Origin of the sequence: Streptomyces sp. NPDC020780, from assembly GCF_044334475.1 — a bacterium.
Taxonomy (GTDB): Bacteria; Actinomycetota; Actinomycetes; order Streptomycetales; family Streptomycetaceae; genus Streptomyces.
The window spans coordinates 253,459-274,114 of sequence record NZ_JBIRTB010000007.1 but is presented as its reverse complement, the minus strand read 5'-3'; the positions used below and the strand labels follow the sequence as shown (position 1 = coordinate 274,114).

Sequence of the window (20,656 nt, the reverse complement as noted above, 5' to 3'; positions counted from 1 at the left end):
GCCCGGAGCCTTCCGCCCCGGCTACTTCTCCGTGACTCCCGCCGAGTCGAACGTCGCCACCTCGTGCATCGCCCGCGCCGCGCTCTGCACGATGGGGAGTGCGAGCAGGGCACCGGTGCCCTCACCGAGGCGGAGGTCGAGGTCGACCAGCGGCCGCAGGCCCAGCTTGTTGAGCGCGGCCACGTGGCCGGGTTCCGCGCTGCGGTGGCCCGCGATGCAGGCGGCCAGAGCCTCGGGGGCGATCGCCCGGGCGACCAGGGCCGCGGCTCCGGCGCTCACCCCGTCCAGGATCACGGGCGTACGCAGCGAGGCGCCGCCGAGCAGGAAGCCAGCCATCGCGGCGTGCTCCAGTCCGCCGACCGCGGCCAGTACCCCGATCGGGTCGGCGGGGTCGGGCTGGTGCAGTTCCAGGCCCCGGCGGACGACGTCGACCTTGCGGGCGTGCATCTCGTCGTTGATGCCGGTGCCGCGACCGGTCACCTCCGCCGGGTCCATGCCGGTGTACACGCAGATCAGCGCCGCCGACGCCGTGGTGTTGGCGATACCCATCTCGCCGGTGAGCAGGCCCTTGTTGCCCGCGGCGACCAGATCGCGGGCGGTCTCGATGCCGACCTCGATCGCGGCGAGGACCTCGTCGCGGGTGAGCGCGGGACCGGTGGTGAAGTCGGCCGTTCCCGGCCGGACCTTGCGCGGCAGCAGGCCGGGTGTGGCGGGCAGTTCGGCGGCGACGCCCACGTCGACCACGCAGACCTCGGCACCGACCTGGGCGGCGAAGGCGTTGCAGACCGCGCCGCCGCCGAGGAAGTTGGCGACCATCTGCGCGGTGACCTCCTGCGGCCACGCGGTGACACCCTGGGCGTGCACCCCGTGGTCACCGGCGAAGATCGCGACCGCCGCCGGCTCCGGGATCGGCGGCGGGCACTTCCGGGAGAGTCCGGACAGCTGCGCCGAGATGATCTCCAGCATGCCGAGCGCGCCGGCGGGCTTCGTCATCCGCTTCTGGCGCTCCCAGGCCTCGCCCAGCGCCTTGGCGTCCAGCGGGCGGATGGTGGCGATGGTCTCCTGGAGCAGGTCGTGCGGCTCCTCGCCGGGCAGGGCGCGCCGGCCGTACGTCTCCTCGTGGACGACCCAGGACAGCGGGCGGCGCTTGGACCAGCCCGCCTGCATCAGCTCGGGCTCCGCGGGGAACTCGTCGACGTAACCGACACACAGGTAGGCGACGACCTCCAGGTGCTCGGGCAGGCCCAGGGCGCGGACCATCTCGCGCTCGTCGAAGAAGCTGACCCAGCCGACGCCGAGGCCCTCGGCGCGGGCGGCGAGCCAGAGGTTCTCGACGGCGAGCGCGGAGGAGTACGGGGCCATCTGGGGCTGGGTGTGCCGGCCGAGGGTGTGGCGGCCGCCGCGGGTGGGGTCGGCGGTGACGACGATGTTGACCGGGGTGTCGAGGATGGCCTCGATCTTCAGTTCCTTGAACTGCTTGGCCCGGGCCTTGGGAAGCGACTTGGCGTAGGCGTCACGCTGGCGCTGGGCGAGTTCGTGCATCGACCGGCGCGTCTCCGCGGACCGGATGACGACGAAGTCCCACGGCTGCGAGTGGCCGACGCTCGGTGCGGTGTGCGCGGCCTCGAGGACGCGCAGCAGGACCTCGTGCGGGATGGGGTCGCTGCGGAAGCCGTTGCGGATGTCGCGACGCTCGCGCATGACCCGCAGGACGGCCTCGCGCTCGACGTCGTCGTATCCGGGGGCGGGCGCGGTGGCGGGCGCCTCGTCGGCCGTGCCGTGGGAGTCCTCGGCCTCGGGGGCCTGGGGTTCCGGGGTACCGGCCTCCGAGGCTTCCAGGGCGAGCGCCACGGTTGCCGGTGCCCCGGCCTCGGACGGCACGGACTGCGGGGCTCCGGCTTCCTGGGACGCGGCCCCCCGCACCTCGGCCTCCGGCGTCTCGACGGTCTCGGGGCCGGTTCCCGCCCCGGGCTCCGCGGGCGCCGGGAGATCCGCCTGCGGTACGGGTACGGGCTCGGGCTCCGCGACGGGCTCGGCCGGGACCACGGGGGCGGCCTCGGCCACGGGCTCCGGCGCGGCGGGCGACGTCGGCTCGGGATCCACCGCGGGCTCGGGCTCGGGCTCGGGGGCCGCGACGGGGGCGGCGGGCTCCTGCCCCACGGGCGCCTCCGGCTCCGGCTCCGGAGCGGCGGAGGGCTCCACGGCGACCGGGGCCTGCGGGGTGTCCTCGGCGACCGGCACTGATTCGGCTACCGGCGCTGCCTCGGCGACCGCGTCCGCCTGAGGGGCCGGGAGATCGGCAGACTCCGGTGCGGCGTCGGCCACGGGCTGGGCCTGCACCGGTGCAGCCCCGGCCTCCGGCAGCACGGGCTCGGCGGGTGCCGACGGCGGGAGGGGCACGGTGGTCGGGGCGAGGTTCTCCGCCGTCGGGACGGGAACCTCCACGGGCGCGAGGGGGCCTTCGTCCCCGGTCGCGACGGCTGCCTCCGTGGGCATCTCGGCCGGGAGGGCGGCCGGGACCCCCGCCACTGCGGGCGCGACCGGCTCCGCCGCGGACTCATCGACCGCCTCGGGCTCCACCGGGGCCACCGGGGCCACCGGCTCAGGGACGACCGTTTCTGCGGGCGCGGCCGGCGCGGGAGTGGGGGCGGGAGCGGGCACAGCCTCGGCAGCGGGGGCAGGTTCGGCGGCGGGAGCCGGTTCGGCGGCAGCCACCGGCTGGGCGACGGCCACCGGTTCGGCGGACGCGACGGCCTCGGGCTGGGCCGGGACGGCCGACTCGCCGGACGTCACGGACTCGGCCACGAACGCGGGCTCAGGCTGGACGGCCGGCTGGGCAGCCACCGCGGGCTCGGCCACGACCTCGGGCTCGGCGTGGACCGCCGGCTCGGCGGGCGCCATGAACCCGGACTCGGCCGGGACGGCCGGCTCCGGCTGTGCTCCGGCCTCGGGCCCGGCCGGGGCAGCCGGTCCGGCCTGGGCGGCCGCCTCCGGCGGCTGGGCACCCCACGGCGTCCCGCCCTGCGGCGGGATCTCCCCGAGCTGGGGGCCGGGCAGCTGGGAAGCGTCGTCGGCCGGGAGGCCGAAGTGCTCGGGCCCTGTCGTCGGCGGTCCCGCGTGCCGTACGGGCGTGGGGCTCTGCGGTGCGCCGGCGGGGCCGCGGTCCGCGAGGGAACGCACCACTCCGCCGCTCGGCGTGCCGCCGTAGGAGGGTGCCTCGGGAGAGGCGGGGCCCCGGTGCTGGCGGCGCCGGGCCCCCGGAGCCGCGTGGGCGGCAACGGGCACCTGGGCGGGCGTCTGCGCGGGAGCCGGGATGTGCACCGCGCCGACGTCGGTGGTGCCCGAACCGTGGGCGCCGCCCGCGGTCCGGTCCGCCGGGGGCCGCGCGTGGGCCCGCGGCTGCGGCTCGGGCTGGCCCGCCGGCGCGTCGCTCCACGCGCCCTGGGGTGCCGGCATCAGGAGGAGGTCGTCGTCCTCGGGCGTCTGCTCGGAGGGTTCGAGGAAGGTGTGCGCGTCCGGGGCGGGGACGCCCGGCTGCTCCACCATGCCTGCGTTCTCCGGCAGCCCCTCGCCCGGGATCTGGCCGGTGTCAGTCATGCGTACCCCTCGCCCATCGTCAGTGCTCCTTCGGCCCTTCGCCGGGATGCCCGAACCATGGCACGCCGGTGCTCGTCGACTAGAACGAGCGGGCTCGCCGCGCGGCACGAAACGCGCGCGGCGGTATACATTCTCGCGGCCGTTCGCCGCCGCGACAGACAGATCCGCCACGGCTCGCTGTGGACTGCGCCACGTTGCGCGTCCCCCGGTGATGCCGTACCACATCGCGGACCAAAAGGGTCCCCTTTTCCGGACATTGACGAACGAACCGTCGAACGGCCGGGTGCGGTACAACAATCGGTCAGCCTACCTCGCGCCCGGCCGGGACACCTCAGGGGGCGAGGTCGGAACGCACTGCGGAGAGCAGGAAGACGACGGAACGTTCGCGCTCGGTCCAGGCGGAGGTGTCGAGTTCGACGGACTGGAGCAGCGAGCACTCGACGGTGTAACCGTTCTCCGCGAGCGCCGCGCCGAGGGCCTCGGCCTCGTCCCGGTTCGACGCGTGGGTGACCACGCGTTCCGGCCGCCGGTCCGCGACCGCGGTGACGACGGGGACACCCCCGCCGCCGATGCGCACGACGTCCGGTTCCGGCAGGCGCTCCAGTACGTGCGGTGCCTGGCCCCGGACCACCTGGACGGGCACCTGGAAGGCCCGGGCCGCCGCCGCCGTACGCGCGCAGGCGTCCGGGTCGCTGTCGACAGCCAGTACGGCGGCGCCGAAGCGGGCCGCCTCGACCGCGAGGGCGCCGCCGCCCGACCCGATGTCCCAGAGCAGGTCGCCGGTGCGGGGGCCGAGGCGGGCCAACTGGGCGGCGCGCAGACCCGGCGACTCGCCCTCGCCGTGCTCCTCGGAGCCGCGGGGCGCGCCGGGTGCGCCGAAGGCGGCCTCGGGCAGCGCCCAACCGCGCACGCCCCGGGCGCAGTCGGGCCGGCGTCCGCCGATCCAGGCTCCGCCGGACGTCTCGGGGCCGCTGCCGATGACGATGACGACGTTGGGGTCGCGCCAGGTGTGGTCGGCGACCTTGTCGGAGGTGAGTACGGTGACGCGTTCGCGCTCGGTGCCCAGTTCCTCGCAGATCACGAAGGTGCGGTGAACACCGTCGAGGAGCAGGGCGAGTTCGGCGGGTCCGGCCCCCGGGGAGGTGAGCACGGCGACCTTGTGGTGGGCCCGGCAGACGTTGACCGCGCGGCGCAGCGTGCGCGGGTGGGCGACGACTGTCTGGGCGTCGTCCCACGGCATGCCGGCGCGGGCGAAGGCGGTGGCGACGGAGGAGACGGCGGGGACCACCTCGACCTCGAGGCCGTGTTCGGGTGCGCGCAGGGTCCGTACGACACCGAAGAAGCCGGGGTCGCCGTCGGCGAGGACCACGGGGCTGCCGCGGTGGCCGGCGATCCTGCGTGCGGCCAGGTCGACGCTGCCGAGGCGGATGCGTTCGGCGCGCTCCGGGACTTCGGGGAGTGCGAGGTGGTGGGCGGCTCCGGCGACGAGTGTGGCGGCCGAGAGCGCGGCCGTTGCCGCTCTGGTCAGAGGCGAGCCGTCCCAGCCGATCACCGTGACCCGGTCGGCCATCGTCGTGTGTCTCCAGAGGTCTTCTCGGGCGGGAGCTCTGCGCGGTCGTGGCGGAGCAAGGTGAGCGTATCCGGTCCGTACCCGTGTCCGACCGGCGGCTGCCCGGAGAGCGGGGTGCGGGTCAGCGCCAGTCGTCGTAGGTGTAACCGCCCGCGTCGGCGAGCTGCTCGGCGACGCCCTCCAGGTCCTCGGGCAGCAGTCCCCAGACGATGAGGTCGGTCCTGATGTCGGTCCAGCCGCCGTCGGTGCCGTTCTCGGTCCGGGTCCGCGCTATCCGGGCGTTGCGCAGGACTCCCTCACTGATGCAGCCCAGCTTCTGGGCGACCTGCTGGGAAGCGGTGTTGTCCGCGGGGGTGCGCAGTTCGATGCGTTCGAAGGCCTGGTCGCGGAAGAGCCACTCGGCGAGGGCCAGCACGGACTCGGTGGCGTACCCCTCGCCGCGCGCCCAGGGTGCCGTGATGTAGCGGACCTCCGCCGCCAGGGTGCGCCAGTCGGTGTTCAGGAGCCGGACGGATCCGACGAGGCGCTGGGTGAGGAACTCGGTGACGGCGAAGACGATGCCGTGGCCCTGGGTGCGCTCGGCGGGGGCGATCCGGCGGACCCACCGTTCGGCGTCGACCTGGGTGTAGGGGTGCGGTGCGTCGACCCAGGCGGTGACGAGGTCGTCGTTCATCATCTCGATGTACGCGGGGACGTCGGCCATGTCGAAGGGGCGCAGCACCAACCTGTCCGTGCTGATGGAGATGGACGGGAAGGTGGTAGTCATGCGCAGCTCCATGCCTGAAGACCGTGTAAAGGCACAGCATGCAGCATCGGGGCCGTCCCGCGCATGGCCGGGTCGGGGACGGCGGAGCCCCGCGCACCGTGTGCGGGTGGCGGGGCTCGGCCGGCGGGGTGCCGTGAGGTGTCAGGATGCGGCGGGGGGCCCGAAGGCCGGGATGACCGAGCCCTGGTAGGTGTCCTCGATGAACTTCTTGACCTCGTCCGAGTTGAGGAGTTTCGCGAGCTTCTGGACGCGGGCGTCCTTCTCGTTCCCCTCCTTGACGGCGAGGAAGTTGGCGTACGGGTTGTTGTCGGCGCTCTCCAGCGCCAGCGAGTCCTTGCCCGGCTTCAGGCCGGCCTCGATGGCGTAGTTGCCGTTGACGACTGCGGCGTCGACGTCGTTCAGGGCGCGGGGCACGGTCGCGGCCTCCAGCTCCTTGAGCTCCAGGCCCTTCTTGTCCGTGATGTCGCTGAGCTTGGCACTGGTGCCGACGCCCGCCTTGAGGGTGATCAGGCCGTTCTGGGCGAGGAGCTGGAGCGCGCGGCCCTCGTTGGTGGTGTCGTTGGGCACGGCGACGGTCTGCCCGGCCTTGATGTCCTTGATGTTCTTGGCCTTCTTGGAGTAGAGGCCGAGCGGCTCCAGGTGCACGTTGACCACCGGCACGATGTGGGTGCCGTTCTTCTTGTTGAAGTCGTCGAGGTAGGGCTTGTGCTGGAAGAAGTTGGCGTCGACCTGGCCGTTCTCGGTGGCGGTGTTCGGCAGGACGTAGTCCGTGAACTCCTTGATCTCCAGCTTGAGACCGGCCTTCTGCGCCAGGTTCTTCTTGACGTACTCGAGGATGTCGGCGTGGGGCGTCGGGGACGCGGCGACGACGAGGGCCTTGGAGGTGTCGGCGTCCGCGCCGGTCCCGCTCTTGGCGGCGGGGTCGGAGTCCGTACCGCAGGCGCTGAGGCCCAGGGCGAGGGCGGCGGTCGCTGCGGCCGCAGCGGTGATCTTGATGTTCCTACGCACGAAGAGTGCCTCTTTCGATGGTGAAGGTGACGCGCCCGGACAAGGAGTTCGGGCTTCTGGGGGGGTGGGTTCAGGAGGTGGTGCGGCCCCGGCGGGCCAGCAGGCGTACGGCTCCGTCGCCGATCAGCTGGATCACGGTCACGATGAGGATCAGGAGCGCGACGGTGACGAGCATGAACTGGTTGTCGAAGCGCTGGAATCCGTACGTCACGGCCTTGGAGCCGAGCCCTTCGCCGCCGACCGCACCGGCCATCGCCGAGTAGCCGATGAGCACGATGACGGTGGTGGTGACACCGGAGACGAGCGAGGGCAGGGCCTGGGGCAGGAGGACCTTGCGGACGATCGTGGGGATGGATCCGCCCATCGACTGGACCGCCTCGACCAGGCCGTGGTCGACCTCGCGCACCGCCGTCTCGACGAGCCGCGCGAAGAAGGGGATGGCGCCGACGGCGAGCGGAACGATCATGGCGGACGGGCCGATGAAGGTGCCGACGACCCAGGTGGTGAAGGGGATCAGGGCGATCAGCAGGATGATGAACGGCAACGAGCGGCCGATGTTCACGATCACGCCGACGACCTTGTTCACCACGGTGTTCTGCAGCAGTCCTCCCTTGTCGGTGAGGACGAGCAGAATGCCGAGCGGCAGCCCGCCGGCGACGGTGACGAGGGTGGACCAGAGCACCATGTAGAGGGTGTCGACGGTTCCCTGCGTGAGCAGTGGCTGCATTTCGGACCAGGTCACTTCGCCACCTCCTTGGTGAGCGGTGCGGATGCCGGGGTGGGGATGCCGGTGGCGCCGGCGGGCTCGCCGTCGACGATCTCGGCCTGCAGGCCCTGCTCGCGCAGGAAGCCGATGGGCACGACGTTCTCCTCGAAGCGGCCGGGCAGCTCGATGCGCATCCGGCCGATCTGCCTGCCGCCGACGGTGTCCATCGCGGCACCCAGGATCGAGATGTCGATGTTGTACGTGCGGGAGAGCTGGGAGATCACCGGGCGGGCGGCCGCCTCGCCGTGGAAGGTGACGTCGACGACGGTGCGGTCGGGTCCGGAGGCCGTGCCGCCGACGGGGAACAGCTCGTGGGCCAGTTCGGAGCCGGGGGTGGCCAGAAGTGTGCCGACCGTGCCCGACTCGACGACGCGTCCCTGCTTCATGAGGGCGGCAGAGTCGCAGACGGTCTTGACGACGTCCATCTCGTGCGTGATGAGCAGGACGGTCAGGCCGAGTTCCTGGTTGAGGTCGCGCAGGAGCTGCAGGACGGAGCGGGTGGTCTCGGGGTCGAGGGCGGAGGTCGCCTCGTCGGAGAGGAGCACCTTGGGGTCGCCGGCCAGGGCGCGGGCGATGCCGACGCGCTGCTTCTGACCGCCGGAGAGCTGCCCGGGGTAGGCCTTCGCCTTGTCGGCCAGGCCCACGAGGTCCAGCAGTTCGAGGGCCTTGCGGGTGCGGGCCTGTCCGGAGACGCCGAGGATCTCCAGGGGCAGTTCGACGTTGCCGCGGACGGTCCGCGAGTCGAGCAGGTTGAAGTGCTGGAAGACCATGCCGATGCGGCTGCGCGCCTGCCGGAGCTCCCTGCCGGCGCGCCGGCCGCGGCCGGCGAGGGCGGTGAGGTCCTGGCCGGCCACCGTCACGGTGCCGGAGGTGGGGCGTTCCAGCAGGTTGACGCAGCGGATGAGGGAGGACTTGCCGGCGCCGCTCTGTCCGATGACGCCGAAGACCTCTCCCTCGCGGACGTGCAGGTCCACGCCGTCCAGGGCGGTGACCTCGCGGCCGCGTGACTGGTAGACCTTCGTGAGGCCCGAAGTGGTGATCACAGGGTTTCCGTCACTGTCGAGTGCGCGGCGCGGTGTCCGCCGGGCACGGGGCATTCGTCTGCTGAGACTGTTCTCAGGGGTCGGCCGGTGGGAGGCTCGGCACGGCCGGGCGGCCGGGCGCGGCATGCCGGGGCGCGCTCGTTCCGCCGGTGTGCGGACGGCACGTGGCTCAATCTCGCTTCGGGGCGCGAGGATCGGCGGGGGCCCTCAGAGGGCGCGCATTCGACACATACAACGAGCACCGGGCGCGGTGATCGCCTCGGTCGCAGGGCTGCGGTAGCTCGTCGTGGTCATGGGCCAAGTAAAACAGACGTAACGTTCCGCCACGCCCCGCTGTCCGTATAGCGGACAGCCGTGGACTTCCGGGCCGCCGCGCCACGGGCAGCCACCTCACCCGTGTGACCTGCGGTGATACGAAACGGAGCGCTCCGCCCGCCCGGTGCTCCCCGGTGCCCCGCTCAGGGCGGCTGTGGCCAAGGCCACGATCCCCCGTGCGCCCGCCGTCCGGCCCTCCGCCAGGGGCGCACGCGGCGGTACCCGCGGTACGTAATACCCTCGGGTCATGCTTGACGCCCTGACGGTCGCGGTCGCCGTGACCGCGCTCGCCCTCGCCGCCTGGTGCGGACTGGCCGCCTACCGGGACCAGCCCACCAAGGACTGGCACTTCATCGGGATGGCGGTCGTCTCCGTGCTGGCACTGGCCCAGCTCGTGGTGGGGATCGTGCAACTCGCCCGGGGCGAGCGGCCGGACCAGGGCATGACGATCTTCATCGCCTATCTGATCGGCTCCTTCGCGGCCGTGCCCGCGGCGGGCTTCCTGTCACTGACGGAGCGGACCCGCTGGGGGTCGGTGACCGTGGCGGCGGGCGCGGTGGTGCTGGCCGTCCTCGAAGTGCGGCTCTACGACATCTGGGGAAGCTGACCGTGACCGACACCGACCGCACCGGGACGGCCGCGGGCCCTCGGACCCGGCCGAAGCAGCAGTTCGAACTCGGCACGGGGCCGGGGCGCGTACTGGTCTGGTTCTACGGGGTGTTCACCGTGGCGGCCGCCTCCCGCGCGGTCGTCCAGATGATCCTGGACTTCGGCCGCGCGCCCCTGGCGTACGTGCTCTCGGCCGTCGCCGCCGTCGTGTACGGCTTCATCACGTACTCGCTGGTGCGGGGCGGCGAGAAGGCGCGCAGGGCGGCACTGGTGTGCTGCGCCGCCGAGCTCGCGGGGGTGCTGGTCGTCGGGACGTGGACGCTGGCGGAGCCGTCCGCGTTCCAGGACGCCACCGTCTGGTCGGACTTCGGCATGGGCTACCTGTTCATCCCGGTGATCCTGCCGGTCACCGGGATGATGTGGCTCCGCCGCGCGCGGACCGCCTGAGTCCCCCGGCCCTTCGCCCGCCGTCGGGAGGCCACCCTCCGGCGGCGGGCCACCCGGCGGGCGTTCAGGCGCTGGCGATGTACGCCGGTGCGGTGGCGTCCTTCTCGAGCAGGACCAGCCGGACGCCGTCCTCGCCGGTGGTGTTGCCCACCCGGGCGTATCCGGCCTTGCGGTAGAGCCGCAGATTGCCCTCGCTGCGCTCCCCCGTGTGCAGCCGGAAGCGGGTGGCCGAACGGCCGTCCGTCAGACCGGACTCCGCGGCGCGCAGCAGACGGGTACCGAGTCCGTGGCCCCGGAGGCGGGGATGGACGCAGAGCTTGCCGATCCTGCCGGTGCCGTCCTTGTCGGTGAAGCCGCGTACCGAGCCGACGACTTCGTCGCCGAGCCGGGCCACATAGACCAGATCGGTGGCGACTTCGTCGCGGACCGAGTCGAAGCTCTGGACGAGCGGGTCGATCCGGTAGTTGCCGTAGAGCTCCGCCTCGCTCTGGAAACAGAGGTACTGGAGCCTGAAGATCTGCTCGGCGTCCTGCGCTGTCGCCGCCGAGATGGTCACGCTCATGCCCATGTGTGCATGCCTCCCGCTCACCCGCTCCGCCGGTTGTCTACCGCTCCATTCCCCTCGGGTCAGGAGCTACAACCTCCGCCGCGAGCATTCTGCGCAGACATCCAAGGCATCGGGAACGCATCGGTCCCAAACTCCCCTGTGACATACCCAACTCCCCTGCGATTTGCCGGTAGGTCGGGTCGTGGGGGGCGAGCATCGCCTCCAACAGCCGGGGGCATCTGCCGGGCAGCCGTCCCACCGCGGCGCGCAGCGCCCGGCGTTCGTCGGCGCCCAGGGTGATCCGCTCGGGGCAGCCGCTCCAGTCGCCCGGGGCGTCACCGGCGGGGTAGGCGTGCTCGTGACGGGAGCTGCGGCGGGCCTCACGCGCCGCCGCCCGGACGGCGGCGCGGACCCAGCGGGCGGGGTCCTGGGGCGTCCCCCGGCCGGCCGGGCGCTCCAGGAAGCGCACCCAGACGGTCTGTTCGAGGTCGGCGGCCTCGATCCCGGCGGCCGCGGCCTCGGCCTCCGCCTCCGCGCGCACCAGGGGGCGCAGGGCGTGGACGGTGGCCCGGCGGGAGGTGTCCGGGGGCTGGGAAGCACGTTCGGGAAGCGTCATGCCCGGTCAACGCTCCCCGTACGGGGCCGGTTGCCGTGCGCGGGGAGCTCCACCCGACCGGGGCACGGGGGCCGGGCGGCTGACGCGTGGGCCTGGCGCCTGTCCGACAATTCCCGTCTGCCTCGCGACACCGTGCACGCACTCTCGCCGCACCGGGCGCCGAGCCGAGTACATCCAGTACGAGGCTCGACGCCCGGCACGCCGGGAGCACGCACCTGACGCCGCGAGGCCGCCCTCCGGGCGACGACGCGCACGGTCAGACAGGCTCAGCCCTCGGCGAAGTCCGACGCCGCGAGCAGGGCGGTGTCCGGGTTGTCGGCGAAGATGCCGTCGATGCCCGTCCCGAAGTAGGTGCGCAGGGCGCCGAACGCGTCGCCGTACGCGGTGGGGTCCGTACCGCGCCGGAAGTCCACCGGCAGGAAGGTGTTCTCGTTGCGCATGGTGTACGGGTGCAGGATCAGGCCCCGCGCGTGCGCGTCGTGCACCAGGGTGGTGGGCGTGGTCAGCCGGCCGGACCCGTCCCGGGGGATGACCAGGTCGAGCGTCGGGCCGATGCCCTGGGCGAAGGACGCGATCCACGTCAGCCCGGCGGGCGTCACCAGGTCGGCGACGGTGCGCGGGTCACCGGCCTCGACGAAGTCCCAGGGCCGCTCCCCCGCTCCGGACAGCAGGACGACACGCGGGGTGGCGACGAGCCCGGCCAGGCGCTGTATCGAGCTGGGTTCGAAGGACTGAAGGATCAGCGGGGAGTGCGCCCGGTGCCGGTTGTGGCGGCGCAGCAGCCGGGCGAGCGGCTCCTCCAGTGCGAGCCCGATGCCGCGGAAGTAGGAGGGGTGCTTGGTCTCGACGTACAGCCAGACGGGCCTGCCGCGCCTGCGGCCCTCCTCGTCGGCCCAGCGCAGGACCTCCTCGAAGGTGGGGATCTCCCAGCGTCCGTCGTAGAGCGTGTTCTCCTGGCGGGTGCCGGGGATGCGTTCCTTCGCCCGGAGCGTCTTCAGTTCGGCGAGGGTGAAGTCCTCGGTGAACCAGCCGGTGAGCGACACACCGTCGATCTTCTTCGTGGTCCTGCGGCTCGCGAACTCGGGGTGCGCCGCGACGTCCGTGGTACCGGTGATGTCGTTCTCGTGGCGGCAGACGAGGTGGCCGTCCTTGGTCGGCACCAGGTCCTGCTCGACGATGTGCGCGCCCATGTCCAGGGCCAGCCGGTACGAGCCGAGGGTGTGTTCGGGGCGGTAGCCGCTGGCTCCCCGGTGGCCGATGACGGTCGGCACGGGCAGGTCCCGGTACGAACCGTGACCGCCGGACCGTCCGTCCGCGCCCCGCTCGGCGGCGCCGGCCGTGGCGGGCAGTCCGAGGGCCGCCGTGCCGAGGACTGCGGCCCCCAGAAGGCTCCGTCGGCCGGGACTCGTCCGCGCGCGCTCTGTCATGAATGCTCCTCGGGTGGGATGTCTGGCATCGTGTCGAGCGAGGCCCGATCGTAGGCAGCCGTGCCGTCGGTGGGGCAGCCCCTGGGCGAACATGGCGGAAACGCGCGTCAACACCGGGTATCCGCTCCGTGAACCCGATGTGCGATCGGGCAGTACCCGCGAGTATCGTCCTCACCTGCACATACCCTTACGAAACCCGACCCGGCCGGCCCGGCCACGACACCGGAGGATGCGTTGTCCCGACTCACGGTCATCAAGGCAGTGCTCGGACCGATCCTGCGTCTGATGTTCCGCCCGCAGGTGGAAGGCGCCGAGAACATCCCGGGGACGGGGCCGGTGATTCTCGCGGGCAACCATCTGACCTTCATCGACTCGATGATCATGCCGATCTGCTGCGACCGTCCGGTGTTCTACATCGGCAAGGACGAGTACGTCACCGGCAAGGGACTCAAGGGCCGTCTGATGGCGTGGTTCTTCACGGGCTGCGGAATGATCCCGGTGGACCGGGACGGCGGCCGCGGCGGTGTCGCGGCGCTGATGACGGGCCGCCGGGTGCTGGACGAGGGCAACGCCTTCGCGATCTACCCGGAGGGCACCCGCTCCCCCGACGGCCGGCTCTACCGGGGCCGTACGGGCATCGCGCGGCTGACGCTGATGACGGGCGCACCGGTCGTGCCGTTCGCGATGATCGGCACGGACAAGCTGCAGCCGGGCGGCGCGGGGCTGCCCCGCCCCGGCAAGGTCACGGTCCGCTTCGGTGAGCCGATGGAGTTCTCGCGCTACGAGGGCATGGACCGCGACCGCTACGTACTGCGGGCGGTGACGGACTCGGTGATGGCCGAGGTGATGCGGCTGTCCGGCCAGGAGTACGTCGACATCTACGCCACGAAGGCCAAGGCCGCCTGAACGGTGCGAGGAGGGGCCCGTATCCGCCGTGCGAGGCGGGTACGGGCCCTTCCTCGTACCGCGGCCCGGGCACGGGGCGGGGGACGCCCTGTCACTCGTCGGGGATGATGCCCTCCTCCAGCTTCTGCCCCCGCAGCAGGTGCCACGCGGCCGTGGCGGTGGCCAGGAGCACCACGGCGCCGACGGCCGCCGACACCCGAAGTCCGTTGACGAACGCCTCCTGGGCCGCGAGGACCAGTTCGCCGCCCTGGGGAGCGGGGAGGCGCTGGGCCGCCTCGACGGCGCCGCCGAGCGATTCGTGGGCCGCCTTCTCGACGGCCGCCGAGACGCCCTCGGGGGTGCCGAAGCCCCGGTAGACGCCCGTGACGATGGAGCCGAGCAGGGCGATCCCGAGGGCGGCCCCGAGTTCGTACGCCGTCTCGGAGACGGCGGAGGCGGACCCGGCCTGTTCCTTGGGGACGCTGGAGAGGATCACGTCCGAGGTGACGGTGAAGGCGAATCCCGCGCCGACCCCCACGACGAGGAGCAGCGTCCCGATCAGCGGGTAGCCGGTCTCCTTGTGGATCACGGTGACCACGGCGAGCGCCGCACCGATCGCCGCGAGACCGCCGGAGACGACCGAGCGCACCGAGTAGCGGCGCGCGACCGTCCCCGCCGAGAGGCCCGCGGTCACCGCGCCGACGGCCGCCGGGAGCTCGGCGAGACCGGCCTCCAGCGGTCCGCGTCCCTGGACCAGCTGGAGGAACTGGGAGAGGAAGAAGACGAGCCCGGACAGCCCCAGGATGGTCAGCAGATCGGCGAGCACGGCGCCGGAGAAGCCCCGGTGGTGGAAGAGCCGCATGTCCAGGAGCGGGGCGGGCAGCTTGAGCTGACGGCGTACGAACCAGACGAGGGCCGCCGCACCGCAGACGGCCGAGACGGCGACCTCCCAGCCGATGCCGTGTGCGGCGGCCTCCTTGACGGCGTAGACGATGCCGAACATGCCGACGAGGGAGAGCCCCACGCTGGGCAGGTCCCAGGGGCCGGGTGCCGGGTTCTTCGATTCGGGGATCATCTTGATGCCGACGGCGACGAGCACCGCCATCACCGGCAGGTTGATCAGGAAGACCGAGCCCCACCAGAAGTGCTCCAGCAGCAGGCCGCCGACGACCGGCCCGACGGCGGCGCCCGCCGCGGCCATCGCGCCCCAGATGCCGACGGCGAGGCTGCGCTCGCGGGGGTCGTGGAAGAGGTTGCGGATCAGGGCGAGCGTGGACGGCATCAGGGTGGCGCCCGCCACGCCGAGCAGCGCGCGGGCCAGGATCATCATCTCCGGCGTGCTCGCGTACGCGTTGAGCACCGAGACCGCGCCGAAGGCGGTCGCCCCGGTCAGCAGCAGCTTCTTTCGGCCGATGCGGTCACCGAGGCTGCCCATCGAGACGAGGAGTCCGGCGATCACGAAGGAGTAGACGTCGCCGATCCAGAGCAGCTGGGTGCCGGTCGGCTCGAGGTCCTCGCTGAGGAAGGGGGTCGCCAGACCGAGGACGGTGGCGTCGACGGCCACCAGGAGCACGGCGAGGACGAGGACCGCCAGGGCGATCCACCGCCCGGGATGGTGGAGGCCGTCCGGTGTCTTCGGGTGCTGGGGGGTGCTCGTCACTTCTCCACGCTCCGGCGTGCTCCGCCGAGCAGCAACTCGACGATCATGTACGGGAAGTCCTGCGCGGCGACCCGCCCGGCCTGGACGGCCCACGCCCCCGTCCCGATCAGGCCGTACAGCGCCTCGGTCAGCCAGGCGGGGGTGAGGTCGATGCGGAACTCGCCGCGTTCCTGGCCGCGCCGGAAGAAGGCGGAGACGCGGGCGTCGAGCCGGTTCCACCCCTCGTTGACCTGGTCGCCCTCGAAGAGCTGGTTCTCGGTGACGAGGAAGGCCAGCAGTCCGGCGCCGGGCTCGACGGCGGCGACGAGCCGCCGCAGCCCCTCCTCGGCGCTGCCCTCGTCGAGGGCGGCGGCGTCCAGCGCGGCTTCGAACTCCCGGATACCGAGGTCCTCCAACGCCCTGACCAGGGCGTCCCGGCCGGCGAAGTGCCGGTGCAGGGTGGCGCGGCCGATGCCCGCGGCCTTGGCGACCTCGTCCATGGTCGCGGTGGATCTGCGGGACAGCAGGGCGGCTGCGCTGCGCAGCACCTGCTCGCGGTCGAGAGTCATGAGACGAGATTAACCCAGATGAGACATGCGTGTCTCATCGCCATGGCGTCGCCTCACGTGCCGCCCCGGGGCACCATGACGCCATGAAGCCGCTGCTGCTGCTCGACGTCGACGGCCCGCTCAACCCGTACGCGGCGCTGCCCTGCCGCAGGACACCCCAGGGGTACCGGCGGCACCTCGTGCGGCCGACGGGGTGGACGGCGGGGCCGCCGCTGCCGGTCCTGCTGAATCCGGAGCACGGCGACGAACTGCTGACGCTGACCGACCGGTACGAACTCGTCTGGGCGACCACCTGGAAGGCCGAGGCGAACAAGTGGATCGGCCCGCACCTCGGTCTGCCACCGCTGCCGTACATCGACTGGCCCGAGATAGCCGCCGTCAGCGCGGACGGAACGTCATGGAAGACGCGGCACGTCGTCGCGTACGCGGCCGGGCGGCCGTTCGCCTGGGTCGACGACGAGATCACCGGCCCGGACAGGGCGTGGGTCGCCGCGCACCACCCGGGGCGTGCCCTGCTGCGGCGGATCGATCCCCGGGTGGGGCTGGTGCGGCCGGACTTCGACGTGCTCGCCGGCTGGGTGTGAGGCGGATCAGCTCCAGGGCAGCGAGGAACGGTGGCGCCAGTACGCCTCCGGCTCCTCGACCAGGGCGTCCAGACGGTCCAGCCGGCCCTCGTCGAGGTCGAGGACGGGGGCGTGCAGATTACCGGCGAGCTGGGTGACCGTGGCCGCTCCTGACAGGACGACGCCCGCCCAGGGCTGGTGGAGCACGAACGCCAGGGCGACGGCGTCCGCGTCCAGTCCGGCCTCGGCGCCGATCTCCCGTACGACGGCCGGGGCCTCCGCGCCGGCGAGCCGGCCGTTGGCCATGGCCTCCTTGACGATGACGGTGACCCCCGCCTGGTGCGCCTCGGCGAGGGCCGGTCCGGCGGAGGTCTCCAGGACGTTGTAGGTGGCCTGCACGGTACGGAAGAGGGGCTCACCGTCCACCGTCACGGCGAGGGCGGCCCGGATGGCGTCCGCCTGGCCGGGGCCGCTCGTGGAGACGCCGACGGTGGTGCCCTCGGCGGCCAGCGCGGCCAGCCGGGCGTGCAGCTCCTTGTCGCCCAGCGCGGGACTGTCGGCCGTCACCGAGTGGATCTGGTAGAGGTCGAGCCGGTCGCCGAGCAGCGCGGCGGTCTCGGCGCGCTGGCGCTCGAACATGGCGAGGCTGTGGTCCTTCACCTCGTGCGCCTCGGCGTCGACACGCCAGTCGGCCGTGTAGGCGTATCCCCACTTGCTGCCGATCACGACGTCCGTCACGTCCGGCCGGGCGGTCAGCCAGTCGGCGAGGAATTCCTCCGAACGGCCGTAGGAGCGGGCCGCGTCGAAGTAGCGCACCCCCTGCGCGTAGGCCGCTTCCAGCAGTTCGTGGGTGCGGGCCCGCAGCACGTCCACGCTGCGGTCGGCGGGCAGGTCCCGGTCACGGTGAAGGTTGATGTAGCCGGGCCTGCCGACGGCTGCCAGGCCCAGCCCGATGTGGGCGGTCGGGGTGGTCGCTCGGTTCAGGCGGGCGAAGGGCATCGCGGGCTCCTCTGGGTCGGTTTCCGACGCCTTCCCGAAAAGGCGGCCCGCGATGCCTCCCGGTCACCCGCGCGCGGTAGCCCAGGCGTGCTGTGCCGCCAGGCCGGCCTTCACCTCGGCGAGCTGGACGGCGACGGCCGAGGGAGCCGTGCCGCCGCGGCCGTCACGCGAGGCGAGGGCGCCCCGCACGTCGAGGACCGTACGGACCTCCGGGGTGAGGTGCTCGGAGATCTTCGTGAACTGCTCGTCCGTCAGTTCGTCGAGCTCGATCCCCTGCTGCTCGCACACCTGTACGCACTCGCCGGCGACCTCGTGCGCGACACGGAACGGGACGCCCTGCTTGACCAGCCACTCGGCGATGTCCGTGGCGAGCGAGAAGCCCGCCGGGGCCAGCTCCTCCATGCGCTCCCGGTTGACGGTGAGCGTGGCCATCATTCCGGTGAAGGCGGGCAGCAGGACCTCGAGCTGGTCGCAGGAGTCGAAGACCGGCTCCTTGTCCTCCTGCAGGTCACGGTTGTACGCGAGCGGAAGTGCCTTCAGCGTCGCCATCAGGCCGGTCAGGTTGCCGATGAGGCGGCCGGACTTGCCGCGCGCCAGCTCGGCGATGTCCGGGTTCTTCTTCTGCGGCATGATCGACGACCCGGTGGAGAAGGCGTCGTGGAGGGTGACGAAGGAGAACTCCTTCGTGTTCCAGATGATGACCTCCTCGGCGATCCGCGAGAGGTTGACGCCGATCATCGCGGTGACGAACGCGAACTCGGCGGCGAAGTCGCGGGAGGCGGTGCCGTCGATGGAGTTGGCGGCGGAGCCGTTCTCGAAGCCGAGCTCGGCCGCGACCGCCTCGGGGTCGAGCCCGAGGGACGATCCGGCCAGCGCGCCGGAGCCGTACGGGGAGACCGCCGTCCGCTCGTCCCACTGGCGCAGCCGCTCGGCGTCCCGGCCCAGTGCCTGGGCGTGCGCCAGGACGTGGTGGGCGAAGAGGACGGGCTGGGCGTGCTGGAGGTGGGTGCGGCCGGGCATGGCCACGTCCGGGTGCGCCTCGGCGAGGCCGACCAGCGCGTCCTGGAGTTCGGCGATCAGCCCGCCGATGGTCCGGGCGTGGTCGCGCAGGTACATCCGGAAGAGCGTGGCGATCTGGTCGTTGCGGGAGCGGCCGGCCCGCAGTTTGCCGCCGAGGTCCGGGCCGAGGCGGTCCAGCAGGCCGCGCTCCAGGGCGGTGTGGACGTCCTCGTCCTCGACGGTGCCGGTGAACGAGCCGTCGGCGACATCGGCCTCGAGCGCGTCCAGTCCGGCGATCATGCGGGTCAGCTCGTCCCCGGTGAGCAGACCCGCCGCGCGCAGCGCACGGGCGTGGGCACGGGAGCCCGCGATGTCGTAGGGGGCGAGCCGCCAGTCGAAGTGGACGGAGGCGGACAGCTTGGCCAGGGCCTCGGCCGGGCCGTCGGCGAAGCGGCCACCCCAGAGGCGTACGTCGCTCTTACCGGTGCCGTTGCTCACTGCGGTGCTCCTCGGGGGTGCAAGGGATGTGCGTCCGCCTCACGGCGCGATCACGAATAGCATAACTATGCGGCGCACCGTATGTTTTGTCAAAGCTGCCGGCCGGGGCCGCGCAGAGGTCGGCCGGAAACAGGAGGCTCGTGCGAGCGGCGCCCGGCGCACACCCCCAGCGCGCCCACGCGCGAGAACCGGTCCAGGAGTGCCGAACGCCCGGCCGCGACCGGCCGGCCAGGGGACAATGCGCCCATGGGAAAGACATACGAACGCATCGACGGACGGCTCAGGGCCTTCATCGAGGAGCAGCCCCTGTTCTTCACCGCGACGGCGCCCCTGGACGGCGACGGCACCGTCAATCTCTCCCCGAAGGGGATCAGGGGTTCGTTCGCCGTCCTCGACGAACGGACCGTGGCCTACCTCGACTTCGCCGGCAGTAACGCCGAGACCGTCGCGCACCTCCGCGAGAACGGGCGCATCACGCTGATGTGGTGCGCCTTCCAGGGCCCGCCGAACATCGTCCGGGTGCACGGGCGCGGTGAGCCCGTCTTCCGTGACGACCCCCGGTTCCCCGGGCTGCTCGCCCACTTCCCGACGGCCGACCCGGCCGCGCACGGGCTTCGTGCGGTGATCCTGGTGACGGCCGAACTGGTCCGGGACACCTGTGGGTACGCGGTGCCGTTCATGACCTACGACGAGGAGCGCACCCTGCACGCGGACCGCTTCCGGCGCGAGGACGACGACAGCCTGGGCGCCTACTTCCGGAAGAAGGACCACATCGCGACCAGCATCGACGGGCTGCCGGGTCTGCCCCTGCCGCTGCCCGCGATGCCCGCCCCACCGGCCGCCGGATGAAGCACTGGGCCGTCCGGAGCAGACGCGGGGGTCTTCCGCCGCCGCCCGCCGTACGGTCCGGAGCATGCGCAGACACCTGGTGACCGCGGTCGTCCTGCTGGCGCTGGCCGGTTCCCTGGCGGCGCGGCCCGCCGGCCCGCCACCCCTGCCCGCCCGGCTGGCCGACACGGGCGGCGGAACGCAGCTGATCACCGCCGAGGCACCCGCCACGGGCTCCACCACCGGCACGCTCACCTGGTGGGACCGCCGTCGGGGCGGGTGGGTGGCGGCCGGTTCGGCCCCCGCACGCTTCGGCGCGAACGGCCTGGCCGAGGGGGACACCCGCACGCAGGGCACGAACACCACCCCCACCGGCCTGTACGACCTGCCGTTCGCCTTCGGCACCGAGCCCGCCCGGCCGGGTACCCGCTATCCGTACCGCCGGGTCGGAGACCTGTCGTGGTGGTGCCAGGACAACGCCTCGCGCGCGTACAACCGCTGGGTGGAACCGCGGCCGGACGACTGCCGGGCCGAGGAGTCCGAACACCTCGCCTCGTACGGGACGCAGTACGCCCGCGCCCTCGTGATCGGCTTCAACTACCGGCGGCCGGTACGCGGCCGGGGCGCCGGGATCTTCCTCCACGTCGACGGCCGGGGGGCGACGGCCGGCTGCGTGTCGGTGCCCGGGGCCGCCATGGAGCGGATCCTGGCCTGGGCCGACCCGGCCCGCCGGCCGCACATCGCGGTCGGGACCCGGTCGGGCCCGACCGCGATCACCCGGTACTGACCGGCGCCGGGCGGCTCAGAGCCTGTCGGGCGACCTGAGTCGAATAGCGGACGCGGTCCGGTGCGTGCGGTTCAAGGCGCCGGAATTCCCTCGTAGCGGAGCTACGTGGGCGTTTCGGCAACGCGGGAAGCGTGCGTGCCGGGGCGTGGCCGCTCGAGCAGAGGTCACCCGACAGGCT

The 20,656-nt window shown here is 72.7% G+C and carries 18 protein-coding genes and 1 pseudogene; 6 read left to right on the top strand and 13 right to left on the bottom strand.

All coding sequences use genetic code 11. The features are described from left to right. Positions 1-21: 21 nt before the first annotated feature. From cobT to ACH4VO_RS15875, 6 genes and pseudogenes are all read right to left on the bottom strand, one after another. The gene (gene cobT, locus ACH4VO_RS15900) at positions 22-3,597 is read right to left on the bottom strand and encodes a nicotinate-nucleotide--dimethylbenzimidazole phosphoribosyltransferase (RefSeq protein ID WP_360986048.1); all 3,576 of its coding nucleotides are present in this window, start codon (positions 3,595-3,597) and stop codon (positions 22-24) included. A gap of 331 nt (positions 3,598-3,928) precedes the next feature. Then, positions 3,929-5,167 (bottom strand): precorrin-6y C5,15-methyltransferase (decarboxylating) subunit CbiE, encoded by a 1,239-nt coding sequence (cbiE, locus tag ACH4VO_RS15895; RefSeq protein WP_360986051.1) that lies wholly within the window; start codon positions 5,165-5,167, stop codon positions 3,929-3,931. Positions 5,168-5,288: 121 nt separating this feature from the next. Further along, positions 5,289-5,973: pseudogene (locus tag ACH4VO_RS15890) on the bottom strand (GNAT family N-acetyltransferase). 101 nt (positions 5,974-6,074) lie between these two features. Then, positions 6,075-6,941, bottom strand: coding sequence for a MetQ/NlpA family ABC transporter substrate-binding protein (locus ACH4VO_RS15885; RefSeq protein ID WP_360986057.1), 867 nt, complete (start codon positions 6,939-6,941; stop codon positions 6,075-6,077). A gap of 70 nt (positions 6,942-7,011) precedes the next feature. Then, positions 7,012-7,683 (bottom strand): methionine ABC transporter permease, encoded by a 672-nt coding sequence (locus tag ACH4VO_RS15880; RefSeq protein ID WP_360986060.1) that lies wholly within the window; start codon positions 7,681-7,683, stop codon positions 7,012-7,014. After that, on the bottom strand, positions 7,680-8,750 hold the full coding sequence (locus ACH4VO_RS15875; RefSeq protein ID WP_360986063.1) for an ATP-binding cassette domain-containing protein: 1,071 nt from the start codon (positions 8,748-8,750) through the stop codon (positions 7,680-7,682). The genes ACH4VO_RS15880 and ACH4VO_RS15875 overlap by 4 nt, the downstream gene beginning before the upstream one ends. A 562-nt stretch (positions 8,751-9,312) precedes the next feature. Here ACH4VO_RS15875 and ACH4VO_RS15870 point away from each other — a divergent pair. Together ACH4VO_RS15870 and ACH4VO_RS15865 are read left to right on the top strand one after the other, a co-directional pair. Beyond that, on the top strand, positions 9,313-9,672 hold the full coding sequence (locus tag ACH4VO_RS15870) for a hypothetical protein (protein WP_360986066.1): 360 nt from the start codon (positions 9,313-9,315) through the stop codon (positions 9,670-9,672). Between the two features lie 2 nt (positions 9,673-9,674). After that, on the top strand, positions 9,675-10,121 hold the full coding sequence (locus ACH4VO_RS15865) for a hypothetical protein (protein WP_360986069.1): 447 nt from the start codon (positions 9,675-9,677) through the stop codon (positions 10,119-10,121). 64 nt (positions 10,122-10,185) lie between these two features. Here the strand turns inward: ACH4VO_RS15865 and ACH4VO_RS15860 are convergent, their stop codons facing one another. The 3 genes from ACH4VO_RS15860 to ACH4VO_RS15850 all read right to left on the bottom strand — a co-directional run bounded on the left by ACH4VO_RS15860 (position 10,186) and on the right by ACH4VO_RS15850 (position 12,711). Next, positions 10,186-10,689 carry a GNAT family N-acetyltransferase gene (locus ACH4VO_RS15860; RefSeq protein WP_360986072.1) on the bottom strand — a complete coding sequence of 168 codons (504 nt, stop codon included), beginning with the start codon at positions 10,687-10,689 and terminating at the stop codon, positions 10,186-10,188. A gap of 37 nt (positions 10,690-10,726) precedes the next feature. Then, positions 10,727-11,284 (bottom strand): sigma-70 family RNA polymerase sigma factor, encoded by a 558-nt coding sequence (locus ACH4VO_RS15855; protein ID WP_360986075.1) that lies wholly within the window; start codon positions 11,282-11,284, stop codon positions 10,727-10,729. A 266-nt stretch (positions 11,285-11,550) separates the two neighbouring features. Next, entirely contained in the window at positions 11,551-12,711 is a 1,161-nt protein-coding gene (locus tag ACH4VO_RS15850) for a glycerophosphodiester phosphodiesterase (protein WP_360986078.1), read from the bottom strand. A 234-nt stretch (positions 12,712-12,945) separates the two neighbouring features. On the opposite strand from ACH4VO_RS15850, the gene ACH4VO_RS15845 reads away from it, so the two are divergent. After that, entirely contained in the window at positions 12,946-13,617 is a 672-nt protein-coding gene (locus ACH4VO_RS15845) for a 1-acyl-sn-glycerol-3-phosphate acyltransferase (RefSeq protein ID WP_307127972.1), read from the top strand. Positions 13,618-13,708: 91 nt separating this feature from the next. Here the strand turns inward: ACH4VO_RS15845 and ACH4VO_RS15840 are convergent, their stop codons facing one another. Both ACH4VO_RS15840 and ACH4VO_RS15835 read right to left on the bottom strand, forming a co-directional pair. After that, positions 13,709-15,256, bottom strand: coding sequence for an MFS transporter (locus tag ACH4VO_RS15840; protein WP_360986082.1), 1,548 nt, complete (start codon positions 15,254-15,256; stop codon positions 13,709-13,711). Then, positions 15,253-15,804 carry a helix-turn-helix domain-containing protein gene (locus ACH4VO_RS15835; RefSeq protein ID WP_360986085.1) on the bottom strand — a complete coding sequence of 184 codons (552 nt, stop codon included), beginning with the start codon at positions 15,802-15,804 and terminating at the stop codon, positions 15,253-15,255. Before ACH4VO_RS15835 ends, ACH4VO_RS15840 begins: the two co-directional genes overlap by 4 nt. An 83-nt stretch (positions 15,805-15,887) precedes the next feature. On the opposite strand from ACH4VO_RS15835, the gene ACH4VO_RS15830 reads away from it, so the two are divergent. Continuing rightward, entirely contained in the window at positions 15,888-16,388 is a 501-nt protein-coding gene (locus ACH4VO_RS15830; RefSeq protein WP_360986088.1) for a hypothetical protein, read from the top strand. Positions 16,389-16,394: 6 nt separating this feature from the next. On the opposite strand, the gene ACH4VO_RS15825 is transcribed toward ACH4VO_RS15830, so the two are convergent. Together ACH4VO_RS15825 and argH are read right to left on the bottom strand one after the other, a co-directional pair. After that, positions 16,395-17,366 carry an aldo/keto reductase gene (locus ACH4VO_RS15825; RefSeq protein ID WP_360986091.1) on the bottom strand — a complete coding sequence of 324 codons (972 nt, stop codon included), beginning with the start codon at positions 17,364-17,366 and terminating at the stop codon, positions 16,395-16,397. A 63-nt stretch (positions 17,367-17,429) separates the two neighbouring features. Continuing rightward, complete coding sequence (argH, locus tag ACH4VO_RS15820; RefSeq protein WP_360986094.1) at positions 17,430-18,863, bottom strand: argininosuccinate lyase; 1,434 nt, start codon at positions 18,861-18,863, stop codon at positions 17,430-17,432. 246 nt (positions 18,864-19,109) lie between these two features. Between argH and ACH4VO_RS15815 the strand changes: the two genes are divergently transcribed. After that, complete coding sequence (locus ACH4VO_RS15815) at positions 19,110-19,712, top strand: pyridoxamine 5'-phosphate oxidase family protein (protein WP_360986097.1); 603 nt, start codon at positions 19,110-19,112, stop codon at positions 19,710-19,712. Positions 19,713-19,776: 64 nt separating this feature from the next. Then, positions 19,777-20,478, top strand: coding sequence for a L,D-transpeptidase family protein (locus tag ACH4VO_RS15810; protein WP_360986100.1), 702 nt, complete (start codon positions 19,777-19,779; stop codon positions 20,476-20,478). Positions 20,479-20,656 lie beyond the last annotated feature (178 nt).